The organism is Chlorogloeopsis sp. ULAP02 (genome assembly GCF_038404745.2).
Classification (GTDB): domain Bacteria; phylum Cyanobacteriota; class Cyanobacteriia; order Cyanobacteriales; family Nostocaceae; genus Chlorogloeopsis.
On the sequence record NZ_JAYKTT020000044.1, the window covers coordinates 84,289 to 101,643 of the forward strand.

At 39.1% G+C, this 17,355-nt stretch carries 11 protein-coding genes and 1 pseudogene; 4 read left to right on the top strand and 8 right to left on the bottom strand.

All coding sequences use genetic code 11. The features are described 5' to 3' along the window. Positions 1-302 precede the first annotated feature (302 nt). Entirely contained in the window at positions 303-3,335 is a 3,033-nt protein-coding gene (locus U2718_RS15260; RefSeq protein ID WP_341998934.1) for a zinc-dependent metalloprotease, read from the top strand. 509 nt (positions 3,336-3,844) lie between these two features. On the opposite strand, the gene U2718_RS15265 is transcribed toward U2718_RS15260, so the two are convergent. The 4 genes from U2718_RS15265 to U2718_RS15280 all read right to left on the bottom strand — a co-directional run bounded on the left by U2718_RS15265 (position 3,845) and on the right by U2718_RS15280 (position 8,570). Continuing rightward, the gene (locus U2718_RS15265) at positions 3,845-4,054 is read right to left on the bottom strand and encodes a sucrase ferredoxin (RefSeq protein ID WP_411813304.1); all 210 of its coding nucleotides are present in this window, start codon (positions 4,052-4,054) and stop codon (positions 3,845-3,847) included. A 385-nt stretch (positions 4,055-4,439) separates the two neighbouring features. Next, on the bottom strand, positions 4,440-4,847 hold the full coding sequence (locus U2718_RS15270) for a DUF1636 domain-containing protein (protein WP_341998932.1): 408 nt from the start codon (positions 4,845-4,847) through the stop codon (positions 4,440-4,442). Between the two features lie 78 nt (positions 4,848-4,925). After that, a complete protein-coding gene (locus U2718_RS15275; protein ID WP_341998931.1) occupies positions 4,926-5,933 on the bottom strand; it encodes an iron-siderophore ABC transporter substrate-binding protein in 1,008 nt (335 codons plus the stop codon). A gap of 33 nt (positions 5,934-5,966) precedes the next feature. Then, positions 5,967-8,570 carry a TonB-dependent siderophore receptor gene (locus U2718_RS15280; RefSeq protein ID WP_341998929.1) on the bottom strand — a complete coding sequence of 868 codons (2,604 nt, stop codon included), beginning with the start codon at positions 8,568-8,570 and terminating at the stop codon, positions 5,967-5,969. An 83-nt stretch (positions 8,571-8,653) separates the two neighbouring features. On the opposite strand from U2718_RS15280, the gene U2718_RS15285 reads away from it, so the two are divergent. Next, positions 8,654-8,881 (top strand): hypothetical protein, encoded by a 228-nt coding sequence (locus U2718_RS15285; RefSeq protein WP_341998927.1) that lies wholly within the window; start codon positions 8,654-8,656, stop codon positions 8,879-8,881. A 133-nt stretch (positions 8,882-9,014) separates the two neighbouring features. Here U2718_RS15285 and U2718_RS15290 read toward each other — a convergent pair whose 3' ends face one another. Then, positions 9,015-10,058, bottom strand: coding sequence for an AraC family transcriptional regulator (locus tag U2718_RS15290; protein WP_341998925.1), 1,044 nt, complete (start codon positions 10,056-10,058; stop codon positions 9,015-9,017). A 266-nt stretch (positions 10,059-10,324) separates the two neighbouring features. Here U2718_RS15290 and U2718_RS15295 point away from each other — a divergent pair, with 266 nt between their 5' ends. Together U2718_RS15295 and U2718_RS15300 are read left to right on the top strand one after the other, a co-directional pair. After that, positions 10,325-12,085 (top strand): ABC transporter ATP-binding protein, encoded by a 1,761-nt coding sequence (locus U2718_RS15295; protein WP_341998923.1) that lies wholly within the window; start codon positions 10,325-10,327, stop codon positions 12,083-12,085. A 189-nt stretch (positions 12,086-12,274) separates the two neighbouring features. Then, complete coding sequence (locus U2718_RS15300) at positions 12,275-14,104, top strand: ABC transporter ATP-binding protein (RefSeq protein ID WP_341999063.1); 1,830 nt, start codon at positions 12,275-12,277, stop codon at positions 14,102-14,104. A gap of 14 nt (positions 14,105-14,118) precedes the next feature. Here the strand turns inward: U2718_RS15300 and U2718_RS15305 are convergent, their stop codons facing one another. From U2718_RS15305 to U2718_RS15315, 3 genes and pseudogenes are all read right to left on the bottom strand, one after another. After that, entirely contained in the window at positions 14,119-15,441 is a 1,323-nt protein-coding gene (locus tag U2718_RS15305) for an MFS transporter (protein ID WP_341998921.1), read from the bottom strand. After that, complete coding sequence (locus tag U2718_RS15310) at positions 15,441-16,325, bottom strand: ferric iron reductase (RefSeq protein WP_341998919.1); 885 nt, start codon at positions 16,323-16,325, stop codon at positions 15,441-15,443. The genes U2718_RS15305 and U2718_RS15310 overlap by 1 nt, the downstream gene beginning before the upstream one ends. Beyond that, positions 16,303-17,303, bottom strand: a pseudogene (locus tag U2718_RS15315) (iron-siderophore ABC transporter substrate-binding protein). The gene U2718_RS15310 and the pseudogene U2718_RS15315 overlap by 23 nt, the downstream one beginning before the upstream one ends. Positions 17,304-17,355: the final 52 nt, after the last annotated feature.

Here is a 17,355-nt window from a genome sequence, read left to right on the forward strand (position 1 = left end):
TGTTATACTATTTTGTCAGCATTTATTCTAGTTAGATGTAAAAATAATACGTACTGTTTGCTACAGATGCCATTATTGGCAAAAGTACTAGGTAAAGAAGTGCAACAAAGCTGAAAAAAAATGTAATAAAGCTGAAGAAGTTTAGTAATAACCGATATAAACAATCTACTGTCGTATATTTGAACAGCTTGGTAGTGCTGTGATCAGCCAGTAGTGGGGTGAGGAAATTAGCATCAGTCTTTATATAAAGATTTAGAAGATAGCAGAAATTTTATATAGGAAACGACCCAGGGAAAGTTTGAATGAACAGATTAACTTTTTATGTAATTGCTTTACATGGTTTATTGCTAGGAATAACAACTGCTAACACCAAGTTACTTGCCACTGAAGTAGTGTCAAACAGTGTTGCTATAGAAGCCGGGAAAGAGGACAAGGGAATAAGGAGACAAGGGGACACGGAGAAAGAGGACGCGGGGACGCAAAGACACCCAAACACGGGGAATATTGTTGAGAGATTCTCCGCCTCTTCTGAAAGTGTGTCTTCCAAATCACTTCCTCAGTGGGCGAGATCAAAAGTGTGGGTTCTTGATCGCAACCAAAAATTACAGCAAAAACCTTTCATTTGGATAGGGAAAGATACTAAGCAAGCTGATCAGCAACCTTTTTTGCTAGTCGAGAAAAATCCAGATCAACCAGTAAAAGATAAACCAGAAAAACCAGACGAAAAACCTAACTCTACTTCCAAACCTGCCAAAAAGGACGATTTAGAGGCATTTAGTGAAGTAGTAAAAGATACTCAAAAAATAGAAGGATTATTTACCCTATACCGAAATAAGGAAAAGAATAAAATTTATTTAGAGATTAAACAAGAGCAACTGAATCAAAATTACCTTGCTACGGCAACACTTGAATCAGGTATAGGTGAAGCTGGGATCTATAGCGGAATGCCTTTGCAAGATTTTTTGTTTTACTTCCAACAGGTAAACAACAAATTGAACTTTATTGTTCGTAATGTCAATTTTCGTACTCATGAAGGAGATCCCCAAGCGCGATCGCTAGCTCGGTCATTTAGTGATTCGGTTTTGTATAGTATTGAGATTAAAAGCATTCATCCACAGCGCAAATCTATTCTCATCGATTTAAGCGAACTGCTACTTACAGATCTAGCAGGATTGTCTGCAAGTTTGGGGATCTCAGGCAGTACAGACAATTCCTATTTTGGTAATGCTAAAGCATTTCCACAAAATATTGAAGTAGAGTCAGTTTTCAATTACTCCGGCAGTGGAAAAGACGAAAAACCAGAATTTACAGCCCTAGCTGATAATCGTGGCTTTACTTTGCGCGTTCATTATAGTTTGTCCCAGCTACCAGACAACAATTACCGAGCTCGGTTGGCAGACGATCGCATTGGCTATTTCATTACTGCCTATCAAGACTTATCCGACGAGGAGCGCAAAGAACCTTTTGTCCGCTACATTAATCGCTGGCATCTAGAAAAACAAGATCCCAAGGCTGATATTTCTCCACCCAAAAAACCAATCGTCTTTTGGATTGACAACGCCGTTCCCCTAGAGTACCGCGATACGATTAAAGAGGGCGTTTTGATGTGGAATGCAGCCTTTGAAAAAGCGGGATTTAAAGATGCAATTCAAGTACAGCAAATGCCGAATGACGCCAAATGGGATTCTGCCGATATTCGTTATAACACTATTCGCTGGATTAACACGGTAGATGGATATTTTGCCATGGGGCCATCTCGTGTCAATCCATTAACAGGAGAGATTTTAAACGCCACCATTTTGGTAGATGCCAGTTTTATCCGCGCCCTTAAAAATGAGTATCGCCAAATTATCCAACCCAATCAACTCAAAAATCGAACTTCTTTAACAGCCTTAATGCAAAATCGCCTGCTTTGCGCCAATGGTTTAGAAGCAAAAAGCGACGAAATTTCTACCCAACAGCAGGAACTGCAACATAAAATCACAAAACGATTGTCTCGACTAGCAGGAGAGTATGACCTTTGTTATGGCATGGAAGCTGCTAACCAATTTACCTATGGTTCTGTGGCAATGTCGCTATTGTCAGACAAACCTGTTACTAACGAGCAGATGAAAGAATATATTCATCAATATTTACGCTTGATCATTGCCCATGAAGTTGGACATACGCTGGGATTGCGACACAATTTCCGTGGTAGCACCTTTTTATCACCAGAGGAACTGAACAATCCAGAAATTACCCGCCAAAAAGGTCTGGTTTCATCCGTGATGGACTACATTCCACCAAATATCGCCCCCCAAGGTAGTAAGCAGGGAGATTATTTTCCTAATATGGTAGGGCCTTATGATCGCTGGGCAATTCAGTACGGATATACACCAATTGCGGCGGCAACTACAAACGCTGAAAAACCATTTTTGGATAAAATCGCCCAGCAATCTTACAAACCTGAGTATAGTTATGCCACCGATGAGGATGTGTACGATTTAGATCCCACTGCCGATGCTTGGGATAATAGCGGTAATGTCCTTGTTTACTCGCAGTGGCAATTGGATAACGCACGGGTAATGTGGGGACGTCTGGACAAACGTTTTCCAGTAGAAGGAGAAAGTTATAGTGATGTCAGAGAACGGTTTGGCACTGTACTCGGTAATTACTTCCAAAACATCTATTACGCCACAAAATATATTGGCGGACAGTCTTTCTTCCGAGTTCATGCTGGCAACAACCAAGGACAATTACCTTTTCAACCAGTATCCGCAGATAAACAACGGCAGGCGCTAGCAATGCTGCAAAAGTATGTTTTTGCTGAAGACGCCTTTAATTTTTCACCAGATTTATTGAATAAATTAGCACCTTCACGTTGGCGGCATTGGGGTAGCAGTCCTCGCATTGGTCGTTTAGATTACCCCATTCACGATTTAGTATTATTTGTGCAGAGTATCGTTTTATCGGATTTGCTCTCTGGCGATCGCCTCTCCCGTCTCAAGGATATTGAACTTAAAACTGAGACAGGAAAAGCTTTGACACTACCTGAATTATTTGATACCTTGCAAGAAGGTATTTGGACGGAAGTAATAAAATCCAAAGACAAGAATATCAAGATTTCTAGCTTGCGTCGTGGCTTACAGCGCCAATATCTCGATATGTTGACTAGTATGGTGTTGCGGAAAAAACACGTTCCAGAAGATGCTCGCACGCTAGCTTGGTATAAAATTCGCCAACTAGATGAAAAACTGGCAAACGTGAACTCTGACGACGAATATACCAAAGCGCACATACTCGAAACACGCGATCGCATCAAGAAAGTTTTAGAAGCACCCTTGCAAGCAAATTAATTCTGGGCTAGGGACTAGGAACTAGAAAAAAAGCTCTAAGAGTAATTAACGTGATTCACGATACAAACTTGGGCATCATAAGTACTCAGACAGAATTAACTACACACATTGTTTTACTGTTCCCTATTCCCTACCTCCACGAATGAATTCAATTGTGCCTAACTTACTTACATCACTTTTACTAGGTGGCTGACGCGATACTGCTTGATTTGTTGTAAAGGTTCATTTTCTCCTGAACAAAAAGCCGTTATTACATAACCATTGAGTTCCACCCTGGCTTCATAAGCACTGCTGCTTTCATCTTGAGTGATGAAATCAATACGAATATCTGCCCATTCTTGATTAATTTGATCGTGAGCTAAAACTAGTCCTGATTGCTAATATTCCAGCCAACTCCAACCCTCCTGCATCCATATTTCTCGTTCCGCGATTTGCTCAAACTTAGATAAACCACCCCAGCCCCGGTAGTACGGATACAGTTGTTTAACAAAACCATTTCCCCAAACTAATCAATCCAAAATTTCTGGTTGCAAATGCCCGTAGTAGCGTTTTTGGAGTAAATCAACTAAGGTAGGTGCAAACTGATGTCCGCCAAAATGGCTGCATCGCCAAACACGCAAGCTTGTTATACTTCCAGTTCCAGTTGCATACTGAGAACGCAATTTTTGAGAAATCGGATAACCAAATTTGCTCCCAATTCCCTCACTATTGTTGCTAATTCGGCATCATCTGTAGTTGATTATTATTTTTGTGTCAATCACTATTGACTATTTGTAATATTTATTGTTATATTAATTTACACAAATCAAAAAATTCTAATAATTACGCTATAAAACTTGAATTCTGCATAGATTTGGATGTCATCTGTAACTTTTTGACCTCTGTATTGATATTTACAATTGTCATTCGTACTTCTCCTCTCGCCTCAGCTAATTAGCTGAGGCTTTTTATTCTCAATCATCCTGCCTTAAGTCCTGGCGATCGCTCTTAATATAGCAACCTCTTTAGCCCTTGGTTGCCTTTTGAAGGAACTACACAAACAAAGTCCACGTCAGCGGACTGCAAAAAATAACTTAGTAAATTTTACTAATTGCTTGTCAAATGCTAAGAATCGACAGGTTGGGATGGAATTACCTCAGGTGTAGGAGGGATGCGTGCTAGCAGATGCGATCGCAGTGTTCCAGGTAACTTGGGGGGTAAAACATATCCGTCTTGGCTTTCTTGATAAAGCAGGCTGAATTGCAACAAATCAGTTGCACTATCCTGTGTTATGTCTACAAAATGGTATGTATATTTTTGCGGACAAACAAAGCTGACAACACAAGAGCGTTTTTCAATACAACTCCATAAACATCCCACAGACTGAATGTTGAGAGTGCTGTAAATGGAATTATTTTTTTGAGCTTCCAGCAGCTTGAGGAGCAGTTGATTTCCTTCTGCGCGATCATCTGCTTCTTCGTGATCAAGAATAGCACTGCACGATTTACAAACATATAAGGTATGAAGTGTCATAGTTAGGGATTTATAAAAAGTATCTCAACAAAATTTTCAGTCATTATTTTATATCAAACTAACTATTTTAGAGTAATTTTAGGGTGTATTTATAAGGTACTTAAATAAGTCATCAATAATCGCGTTTGCAGCTAAAATACCACTTCCAATCCAGTAGTCCGAAACTAAATAAACTTTGTTTTGTTGCACAGCTTTTAGATTTTGCCACAATGGATTGGATTTGAGTTGCTCTAATTTATTTTTTGCTGTTTGGTTTACTTGGGTACTATTTTCAGCCGTCCAGATAAATATAACATCACCGTCTGCTTTTTCTATTAATTCATTACCGATAGACATTTGAATCGAATTACCAAATAACTTCTCTCCCTCTGATGCACTGAGATTTTGTGAGTCTGGACGAGATAACCCAGCGTCTTGCAAAACAATACCGCAGAAGGAATCACGTAGATAAATATTAATATTATTTGGATATACTCGCACTACAGACACTTTGAGTTTTGATAAATTATCACCCATGCGCTGCTTAAATTCTTCGAGACGACGATAATAATTTCCCATGACTTGTTGACCAGTTTCTTCCTTGCCTAACGCCACACTAACATTGGTAAACACATCTTTCCATTTACCACTATGTTCAAAGTTAAATAAAATTGTGGGGGCAATTTTTGAAGATAGATTATATATATATCGCTGATAGTCTGAACCCAAAATTAAGTCTGGTTTGAGTGCGAGAATATTTTCTAAATTAGGTTCACCATTCTTACCAATGTTTTTCACTCCGATCACCTTATCTTGTAAATAAAAAGAGAAATCGAAGAAAATGCTACCAACAGGTTTAATACCTAATGCGATCGCATTTTCAAACGAAGCATCATCTAGAGTTACAAGTCGCTCAAACTTTTTCGGAATACAGGTGATTCCCGCAGCGTGTTCAAACAGACGACAAGCTGGGTTGGTACTTTGATAATTAGCAGGTATAGAACCACCATGATGACAAGCTACAGCCAAAAGTAGAGTACAAAATATTACGATTCCAAATTGGAACCAGCGAGCAAAGCTTTTTATTTTGATATAACTGTCATTCATGATGGTATTTCATACCTTACACCCTAATTTTTGTCAAAATTCAATTGCAAACGAACCAATGAATGTTAAAGGTTCACCATAGTAGACACCTAAACGACTACCCTCAGAACCAGTAAAATAGGTTTTGTCAAACAAGTTGCGAATATTTAAGGCAGCTCTCCAGTTGTTACGTCTGTAAAATATCGACGCATCGGTGCGGACATAGCTTGGTAAAACATAACTGTTGTCTAAATCCCCGAAGCGATCGCCAACAAAAAATAATCCTAATCCAAATCCTAACCCTTGCAAACCTCCTTGTTGAATTTCATAGGTTGTCCACAAGCTTGCTGCGTGTTCTGGGATGTTATCTCGACGGCGACCTTCTAAATCGGTGGTATCTTTGCTGATAAACGCATCAATGTAAGCATAAGAAGCAATCACTTTCCAACCAGGGGTAATTTCCCCAGCAATGTCAAATTCAATACCTCTGCTTGTCTGTTCCCCAGTTTGAATTTGGTCGTTAGGATCGGCTGAATTGGGGTCATCAACAGTAACATTTTGCTTGCGGAGGTCATACAATGCTAAAGTTGCGCTCAAATTGCGGGTAATATCAGCTTTCACACCCACTTCAAATTGTCTACCTGTTTCCGGTTTAAATGGCTCTCCATCGCCATTGCGACTTTGACCAAAGCTAGGTTCAAAAGAGGTTGCATAAGATGCATAAAGCGAGATATTTTGAGATGGTTGATAAACTATTCCCAAACGTGGGCTAAAGTTACTATCAGATTGGAAAAATTCTTCCCTTTCTTCACCCAAATTGCGTACAGTACGATTTTGCTCAAAAATATCAAATCTACCGCCTGCAAGGAATTTAAGTTGGGGAATAATTTCGATTTGGTCTTGGATATAAAATCCATATTTATCGAGCGTATCATCACGGAAAATATTTAATATATCTCGCTTTGGATACTCTAAACGAGCATAAACGGGGTTGAATATATTAATAGATGGGTAAGGTTCAAAATCTCCAAAAGTTCCATCTTCAGTGATTTTGGTATAATCAAATCCCAACAATAATTGATGTTTAATTGAGCCTGTAGAAAATTTTCCTACCACATCCGTTTGCACTGAATAAGCATTATCTCGACGCTGAGAAAAATATTTCAATCTACTTAATTCACCCGTTTCTTCATCCAGAGAATCTCGTAGAGGATAGTAACGTTCTAAATTTACGAACTGAGCGCGGAAAGTATTTCTAATTGACCATTGATCGCTAAATTTATGGTCAAATAAGTAACTAAAATTAGTCACATTTACTTCCACATCTTGGAACGGCTCACCTAAAAAACGTTCTCGTGGTAAATCTGCCGGACGATTACCTATTGCTACAGTTCCATCATCTGCCGTCCGTGTTTCCTGAAGCCAAGAACCATCTATAGTTAAATTTGTGTTAGCACCAAGTGCAAACTTAAATTTAGGAGCAAGAAACACACGCTCTGAATTTACAAAGTCACGAAAACTTCCAGCATTCTCATACAAAGCATTGAAACGAGAAAGTATACTTCTACTATCATTTAGTGGCCCCGATAAATCAATAGCACCTCGATAAGTGCTAAAACTGCCAACAGTTCCCTCAAAAGAATAAAATGGTTGAGCTAGAGGTTGTTTAGTAACTAAATTAACTAAACCACCTGGAGGAGCATCTCCAAATAATACTGATGCTGGGCCTTTAAGTACTTCGAGACGTTCAATATCAGCAGTTTCAATCAAGCCACCATAATCTTGGTAGGAACGAATTCCATCCCGAAACACATTTGCACGGAAACCACGTAAAGCAAGATACTCACTAAAACCTTGGTAATAACCAGCATTAGTAGAACCACTCACATTTTGCAGTGCATCTTGAACGCGAACTGTGCCTTGATCTTTGAGAACTTCGCGAGGTATTACCTGAATAGACTGAGGAATATCACGGAGAGGCGTATCGGTTTTAGTAGCGGTTGATGCTTCTTCTACACGGTATCCACCTTGTTCACCTGTCACTACCAATTCAATCGGTTCTTCTGGTTCTTCATTTTGTGCCGATGGTTGTGACTCTTCTGTTGTAGTGTCTGGTGGAAGGGGTGTTGTAGGTGGGGTGGGATTCTGCGGTTGCGCCTCAGTAGTAGTCATACTTGGCACAACTCCAAAAATCAAACCTTCATCACCATCAAATAACTCAACTTGCGGCGTACCAGTTTCACCAGTTACCGTCACGCGAATCGTGTTTGCATCCAGGTTAGTAACTGTAACTTCAGTGATTCCTGTAGTGGGTTTTTCTTGACGGAATGTATTACCACTAGGTAGCTTTAATTGGGCATTGGGAATGTCAACAACATAGCTATTCCCCTCACTCTTATTTGTGAGTTGCAGTTGCTCTGATTGATTGGTTTCTAAAGTTACTTCTATGCCTTTGTCTGTTGCTTGTAACTTGACACCTGTTACCTGAACAAGAGACTGGGCAAGCCACTGTTGAATACTCTTCGCAGGTTTTTCTATATCACTCAATTGAGAAATTTTAGATGTTGGTTTTTGGTTATTTTCAGCCGATGCAGGTGGGTTAACCAATACCAAAGCCAAAGCGATCGCCCAAGCTAATTTTTGCAACTGATTTGACATCACTCTACTCACAATACAAGAAGAAGACAAGGAGACACGGGAGGTGGGGACACGGGGACAAGGAGACACGGAGATACGGGGAGGTGGGGACACGGGGACAAGGAGACACGGAGATACAAAAACAAGGACATGGGGCAAGGGGGATAGAAAAAATCCAATCCCCAGCATCTTCTAGTTCCCCTTACCAGGTTGAACCTGGTAAGGAGGATTTGTGGGCTGCTGCCTCCAAGTTGGTACTTTTGCAAATAGTAATTACTATCAAGAAGCTTACAGTAAAGCTTTTGGGCGTGGATGACTGCTTTGAACGGTAGACGGAATTTTTTGAATGCTAGACGGAATTTTTAAATTTTTAAATTGTTAAATCAGGTTATGATTACTTTGACATATTTAAATTTCTACATAAATTTTTGATATTAAAAATAAAATAGTTCAATTGTCTTGTTCTTACCCTATCAATTCATTAAGTTCTATATATGACCGTGAATTAGCTATTAAGAATTCTTTGGGATTGATGCCAAATTTTTTTCTAAAAGCGGTGGCAAAGTAGCTACGGCTAGTAAAACCAACACTACGCGCTGCTTGAGAAATACTTGTTTCTCCTGTGGCTAACAATTTGCGTGCTTGTTCTAATCTATGATGATGTAAATAGCCGAATACCGTTGTACCAAACACTAAACGAAAGCCCCTTTTGAGGGTACAGTCATTTAAGCCTACTTGTCTAGCTAATTCTATTAAAGAAGGAGGATTATCTAAATTACGTAGTAAAATTTCTTTGGCATAGTGAATGCGTTCTACATCATCATGCTTGAGAGCAAACATATCATTTTTACCTTGACGTGCTGCTACATCTTCTTCAATCAGCAAGACCATTAGTTCCAAAACCTTACTTTCTAGGTACATCCTTTTCATGATTCCCTGGTAGGGACAATTTAAAATTTGCTGTAATACTACTTGCATTGCTGGAGTTGTAGTACCAGAACGAGAATAATATTCTTGATGAGGTTGTCTAACTAAATGAGTTAATTCTTCCGGAAGCTGCTTTTTTTCTTTACCTATAAAAAGTTGAAATAACTCCGGTTCCATATGAACATTAAGCTCGATTATTTTTTCTGATTTGAATGATTTAAATTTATCTGTTGGTGCTAGTCCACTACCCCATAATCTGTTTTGTCCGTTACCAGCAGAAAAATGCTTGTCTTGGTGATATCCTGCTAGATAAAAACTATATTCTAAAGGATGTTGTCGTTCGGGAAGTTTTAAAATCAGATCATCATATAATTGATATTCTGAAATTTCTAAATATAAATCATCCCGTAGTTCTATCTCACCACAAAATCCTTGACCTAATTCTTTTGGGAAATGATAAATGGTGTCAAAGATATTCCAGCATTCATCTAATATTGGGTTATGTCCACCACATTTTTTTTCTGTTTCTGCTACCTCTGTGAATAAATCCCAAAAAGCTTGTTGTGTAATTGTGATTGTCATACTTAATAGCAATAAGTTTTGATTTGTTGCTAATTATTAACAATATATTTTGGTAAATTATGAATCCAAAGTCAGTTTGAGCAATATTTGTGATTAAATGTAGCAAGTAACAGTTTATTGAGAGTAATTAGCGCTAGCATAATGAGAATAACCTATTTTTCTACCATCAATTTGTTATTAAGCATACAACTTTTTTGCACTAATTTCTCAATTACTGTGAATTCTTTCGCCATCTTAAGAAAATTCTTGCTGATAGCAAAAGGTTTATGAAAATTGGACTACAGCAATACTGGAACTTACTCGTAGAGTATCTAAAGCCACAAAAGACAAGGGTTGTCAAGTTTGCGATCGCCCTTCTCTCTAGTATCGGCTTACAAATACTCAACCCCCAAATTCTGCGTTACTTTATCGATACGGCTGTTGCTGGTGGCTCTAGTCAAAAATTATTCTTAGCTGCCTTACTGTTTATCGGTATAGCTTTAATCACACAAATTATCTCAATTATTGCGACATATTACGGTGAAAATGTAGCTTGGACAGCTACTAATGCTTTGCGTGCAGACTTAGTAGAGCATTGCTTGAGGCTAGATTTATCTTTTCACAAATGCCGCACACCCGGCGAATTAGTTGAACGCATAGACGGTGATGTTCAGAATTTGTCTGAGTTTTTCTCTAAGTTCACTGTACATATCTTGGGCAATTTGCTCCTGATTTTGGGTGTAATTGTGATTCTTTTCTACGAAGATTGGCGAGCAGGTTTAGCTATTTTATTTTTTGCTCTGATAGCTTTATTCATTCTGATTCGGTTGCGTAGTATTGCTGTTCCTCATTGGGGAAGCTATCGCCAAGTGAGTGCAGAGTTTTTCGGCTTCGTGGGTGAGCAGCTAACAGGAATGGAAGACATCCGAGCTAATGGAGCCAAAAATTATGTCATGCATCGCTTCTACAAAATCTTGCGACGCTGGTTACCTGTCTTTCATAAAGCCCGATTTGCCGATACAATTCTTTGGGGTACAACTAACGGTGTTTTTACCTTAGGCAGCATCATCGCTTTAACGGTAGGTGCTTACCTATGGAGTCAACAAGCAATTACCATCGGTACGGTATACCTTTTGTATTACTACACTACTCTTTTGAGCGAACCGATTGAACAACTTCGCAACCAGTTTGAAGACCTTCAGCAGGCAGATGCTAGCATCTATCGCATAACAGAGTTATTACACATTCAGTCTCAATTAAGTGCAGGTGGAAATAAATCAATTCCTCATGGTGCGCTTTCTATCGGTTTTGAGAATGTTTCATTTAGCTATGGTGAGCATAAACCGGGGAATGAGAACTTGATTTTGCAAGATATCTCCTTCTATTTACCTCCTGCCCAAGTCTTGGGATTATTGGGACGTACTGGCAGTGGTAAAACGACTTTGGCGCGATTATTGCTGAGGTTATATGATCCACAATTCGGCTCCATTTGTTTGGGAGGTGTACCTATCAAGCAAACTCCCTTAACAGAATTGCCAAGACTTGTAGGATTAGTCACTCAAGATGTACAACTTTTTCAAACCACAGTCCGCAACAATCTAACCTTTTTTAACCAAAATATCAGTGACGATCGCATCCACGAAACCTTAGAAATGTTGGGATTGTCAGAATGGTTGCACTCATTACCCAACGGTTTAGACACAATTTTGGGAGCAGACAGTAGTGGTTTATCGGCTGGGCAAGCGCAGTTACTAGCATTTACCCGCGTTTTTCTCAAAGATCCTGGCTTAGTAATTCTAGATGAAGCATCCTCCCGCCTCGATCCGATCACAGAAAAACTGATTGAAAGGGCTGTAGACAAGTTATTAATCGGACGTACTGGCATTATTATTGCCCATCGCTTGGCAACAGTAGAAAGAGCCAATCAAATCTTAATTTTAGAAAAAGGTCGAGTTGCTGAATACGGTCAACGGGAAGAATTAGTCAAAAATCCTCGCTCACGGTTTGCTCAATTATTACAGGCTGGTTTAAGTGATTTATTAATTTAGTGGTTAGTCATTTGTCAATAGTCATTAGTCTTTTCCCCTATCCTCTGCCGTCTGTCTTGAAAGTGGGTGTAAGGGTATAGGGGTGTAGGAGAAAGATATTTTCATGCCTGGCGGTGAAATTTTTTCATTGGAACTGCCTTCTGCCTTACTTTCAGAGTAGTACTATATTTAAATTACGAATTAGTTATGATGTCAGCCACAAAAAAGCTACAAGGTTGGAAATTATTATGGCAATTGATTTGCTACCAACCAAAACTCTACTTGATTGACACTTTTTTCTGGATTTTGATTATGGGCTTACCTGCCCTACCTGGGTTAATAATCCGGGAATTTTTCAACAGTCTGACAGGTAAAGCTCAATTTGGTTTATCACCGTGGGCATTAATCGCTTTTTTGCTGGCTTTGAATTTGGGACATATAGCGGCGATATTTGTGGGGCGGATTACCAAAACCCAGCACCGTTTTACCATGAGATCATTATTACGACGCAATTTATTAGAACGCCTTTTAAATAATCCTCATGCGCAGCCGATGATGGCTAGCGGTGAAATTGCAAAAAGTGTATCACCAGGTGAGGTAATTAGTTATTTTCGTGATGATGCCGAGCAAATAGAAGATAATGTAGCATGGGTATCAGAAATTCTGGGGGAAGGGATATTTGCCATCTTTTGTTTAGTCATTTTATTGAGTGTCAATGTGCAAATGACGCTATTCGTTTTTCTGCCGTTGGTAGGGATGGTAGTAATTATTCAACAAACAGAAACTCGCATCAAACGCTATCGCATCGCCAGCCGTCAAGCCACTGAGAAAGTAACAGGTATTTTAGGGGAAATATTTAGCTCGGTGCAAGCAATTAAAGTTGCTGGTGCAGAACAAAACGTGCTGGAGTATTTTCGGAACCTGAACGACAAGCGCCGTCAGATGGTGGTTAAAGACAGTTTACTAAATGCCATTCTCAATTCACTATTTCAAAATATGGTGAATTTGGGAACAGGTTTAATTTTACTGATGGCTTCTTTTTTGATGCAAAGTGGTGTTGGTAAGCTAACAGTTGGTGACTTTGCTTTGTTTGTCTATAATCTTTCATTTGTAACTGGCTTTTTTAATTCTTTAGGCAGATTTATAGCTTTTTACAAACAAACAGAAGTCTCCTTTGAACGCATGGCTGCTTTAATTTCTGGCGCATCAGCAGATACTTTAGTAGCTCCTCAACCTCTGTATATTAAAGATTTAGGCAAATCTAAAAAAGCTCTGCCCCGATTAGAACAATCTTTGCAGCATGGAAGCGATCGCCTACAAACATTAAAAGTATCTAATTTAAGTTATTGCTATCCAAGTACTAATCAAGGAATTACAGATATTAGCTTTGAGATCCAGCGTGGTAGTTTGACTGTAATTACTGGTCGAATTGGTTCTGGTAAAACTACATTATTGCAGGTTTTATTAGGATTATTACCCAAACAAAGCGGGGAAATTTATTGGAATGGGAGCATAGTTGCAGATCCTGCTAATTTTTTTGTTCCACCTCGAAGTGCTTATACTCCCCAAATTCCTCAACTTTTTAGCTACACTTTAAGGGAAAATATTCTACTGGGCTTGTCTAAAGATGATCTTGATATCCAAACAGCTCTACAAATGGCTGTGTTTGAACAAGATTTAGCAACTATGAATCAACAACTAGAAACTTTGGTAGGTACAAAAGGTGTTCGACTTTCTGGTGGACAAATACAGCGAGTAGCAGCAGCCAGGATGTTTGTACGTCAACCTGAATTACTTGTATTTGATGATCTTTCTAGTGCTTTGGATGTAGAAACAGAATTAATATTATGGTCGCGGATTTTTGCGAATAAAAATGAACAGGAACAAAACAATTGGATACCAACCTGTCTTGTAGTGTCGCATCGCCGTTCTGTTTTACGTCGCGCTGACCAAATTATTGTCATCAAAGCTGGTAGAGTTGTAGCACAAGGGAATTTTGATGAGATTTTAGGAGATGAGCAAGCTGATTGGATTTTTTAAGGTTTGCTTGCTGGCTATGTATGTTCGATATGATGATCTGGCACAATATTTTCCACATCCCGCAGTAAGCGTACAGAAAAACCAACCAAACCAACCAGCAACATACACACTGCACATATCACATATAAAAGTGCTATCCCCGCACCATTGCCAGTACCAAATAATCCTCCCAAAATACCGACAAGCACACCCCCAGATTGCAATGCAGGTGTAAAAATACGATCTGCCAAAGCCCCTGCTATTAAGTAGCCTACCGCAGAAGCTAGCTGCAAAATGAGCGATCGCGCAGCAAAAACTCTTCCTTGCACATTTGGTGGTACTTTAGCTAACCAAATAGCAGTATCCGAACTGCCATTTAAAGGGAAAGTGAAAGACGAACAAAATTGAGCCGGAATCCAAACCCAAGGTGTTCTACCCAAACCAAAAACTATTTTACTTAAGCCTGCACCGATCATTCCCAATAAAACACCTTTGATTTTCTTTCTAAAACCACCCCAAGTACTCACAATTATTGCTCCCGTCACACCACCAAAACCAGCAGCAGAAGCCAAGCTACCTAGCACTAAAGTATTATTATCAGTGCGTGAGAGAATCATTGGTGCGTATAGGGAATCTCCAATGTCATGGGGTAGCCAAAAGAGTAAGTTAACTATTAACAGCGCCAGTAAACTTTTATGGGTGGTAATGTAGCGCCAACCAAATCCCAAATTTTGCCAAATATCGACTATTGTTTCATTTTCCGTCGTTGGTAGTGGTTGAGGAATACTGACTAACAATAAACTGCTAATTGCGATCGCAAAAGTAAAGATATCAATCAGCCAAATTCCCAGAAAACCAATGACTGTATAGAGATATCCTGCCAAAGCGGGTGCGATTATATTACTTCCGTAACCAGAAATAAATTCTAGACTACTAGCGCGGGTATAGTGTTGTTTGGGAATCATCAGCGATACTGATGCTGAATACGCCAAAGACTGAAATTGATTAAAAGTTCCGACAATCGCACCTGTAAGGTAAAAGTGCCAAATTTGTAAATTATTGGTGAGATGAAGTAGCAGAATGATAATTGTTGTGAGCACAGCAACTGTATCACCCACCATCATTAATAATTTCCGGTTAAATCTGTCTACAATTACACCACTGATAGGGGTAATGATAATGCTGGGAAGTAAACTAAAAAAACCTACCAGAGTGAGGGTAGTTGCTTTACCTGTAATTTCCCATGCCCAAATTTCAATCGCAAAGCTAGTCATGCTGCTACCGATGGTAGAAACTAGCTGACCAAGCCAAACAATTATAAAATTACGCATAGTGGTGGGGTTTGGTTGTTGTGGCATTAGTGTGATTCAGCTTCTGCCATGTATTTTTTGATTTGGGCAATTCGTTGTTGTGGTTGCATCAGAGGACAGTTGGTACACTTTTCATCGTATGGAGGAATAAAAGCATACAAGCAGCAGGTAAGTCTAACTGTGGTTGTGGCAGGTAAATCGGGTTCGTCAATCTGTTCAGTGCGTATCAAGTTGTAGAGGGGATTGCGTCCTGGCATGACTGAACTGTAGGCTTGTTCATACAAGACTGAATAATCTGTTTGTATCGCTTCTAGGCTAGTACATTGACTGAGTTCGGCAAATTGTCCTTGGGAAGCATTAACCCCATTACCCCACATGGTTTTTTTGGAGAGTTTGGTTAGGCTATGAACGCGGTTTATCATTGGTGCTAGATTACGCTGGAATAAGCTAGTGAAGACAGCTTGGTGTAAGGCTTCAACACTGTTTACTATTGTGCCTGGGTAGTCTTTGGGAATTGGAATAGGCGATCGCTTAGGATATATTACAGTTTGACTAAGGTCATCAAACCATAGCGCTTTGGGTTCGCCGTCTTCTAAAACAAAACTTACATTGTCAAGCCCAGCATCCAGCCCGACTCCAGCCCAAGTCATCAAGGCTAAAATACCTGGTAGTGTTGTCCAACTATAAACTTGGTTCCAGATGGATGCAGTAATGCGAATATCTTGACTTTTTTGGTATATGTCGCTTGCTTTCCAATCAGATAAAAGTCTCTCTGGTTGTAGATAATCATTCAGTGAGATAACTTCAGTGCGATCGGGAGGTTGAGTTAAAATAATGCAGTCTGTATAGAAACGAGCTAAATTGCGTTGAGCAAGAGTAAATATATCTTCTAAAAGATTATACTCACGACTATAATTTAGTTTTTGTGACATTTGTAGTATTTCTCTCATTATGAATAACTTTTATGAGGCTTTCACTAAGTATTTAAAAAGGTCATCTAAAATCGCATGAGCTGAGAGAATATTGCCAAAAATCCAGTAACCGGAATCAACAAGATAAACTCGTTCATTTTTAACTGCGTGTAGGGTTTGCCATAAAGAACTATTTTTATATTTGTTGAAATTCCCTTCTGCACCTGGGTCTAGTGCTACGAATAAAATGTCTCCATCCAGCAATTCTAGGCGTTCTAGACTAACTTGTATATAGGTATGATCTGAACTTTTACCTTGGCTCACTTGAAGTTGTTTGGCTGGTATGGAAAGATTTAAATCTTCTAAAACACTTCCAGGAAATGATAGCTGAGTTTGAAATTGGGTAAAACTATGTCCTGCATAAAATCGAGTTACAGAAATATCTAGCTGACTCAATCTTTTACCCATAGCTATTTGCATCTGTTGCACTCTTTGTTGATAATGGACAAGTAATTTTTCAGCTTCTTCACTTTTATCTAGGATTTCAGCAATACGTCGCAAATAATTTTTCCAAATATTATGTTGAGCAAACTCAATGGAAACTGTAGGAGCAATTTGAGAAAATAAATTATAGTTTTGTGGATCAATTCCAAATCCTAAAATCAAATCTGGATGCAGTTGCAGCATTTTTTCGATATTTGGTTGGCTTTCTTTTCCAAGATAAGTTATGTCATCAACTTTTCCAGCTAATACACGCGCTTTGCTACCCACAATATTTGCTCGAACTGCTCCTACTGGTTTTAAACCCAAAGCCACTACTACTTCTAAAATATCTTGATCCGTCACTACAATCCGTTGAGGATGAAGAGGAATACAGCTTTCTCCTAGTTCATGCTTAATAATTCGACATTCAGATGTTATGAGCTTTGCTGTTGGCGAATATACTTTTTGCTGGAAAAAACTATAGCAACCCTTGAGAAAGATTGCAGTAAAGGTCACGATCAAGAATAATTTGATGTGTTTATACCAGCATTTCCTTATCATTATGTAC

Coding starts and splice junctions, on each gene's coding strand:
- U2718_RS15270 (WP_341998932.1), bottom strand. CDS start 4,847: ATGACACTTCATACCTTATATGTTTGTAAATCGTGCAGTGCTATTCTT.
- U2718_RS15310 (WP_341998919.1), bottom strand. CDS start 16,325: ATGTCACAAAAACTAAATTATAGTCGTGAGTATAATCTTTTAGAAGAT.
- U2718_RS15275 (WP_341998931.1), bottom strand. CDS start 5,933: ATGAATGACAGTTATATCAAAATAAAAAGCTTTGCTCGCTGGTTCCAA.
- U2718_RS15290 (WP_341998925.1), bottom strand. CDS start 10,058: ATGACAATCACAATTACACAACAAGCTTTTTGGGATTTATTCACAGAG.
- U2718_RS15305 (WP_341998921.1), bottom strand. CDS start 15,441: ATGCCACAACAACCAAACCCCACCACTATGCGTAATTTTATAATTGTT.
- U2718_RS15300 (WP_341999063.1), top strand. CDS start 12,275: ATGTCAGCCACAAAAAAGCTACAAGGTTGGAAATTATTATGGCAATTG.
- U2718_RS15260 (WP_341998934.1), top strand. CDS start 303: ATGAACAGATTAACTTTTTATGTAATTGCTTTACATGGTTTATTGCTA.
- U2718_RS15295 (WP_341998923.1), top strand. CDS start 10,325: ATGAAAATTGGACTACAGCAATACTGGAACTTACTCGTAGAGTATCTA.
- U2718_RS15280 (WP_341998929.1), bottom strand. CDS start 8,570: ATGTCAAATCAGTTGCAAAAATTAGCTTGGGCGATCGCTTTGGCTTTG.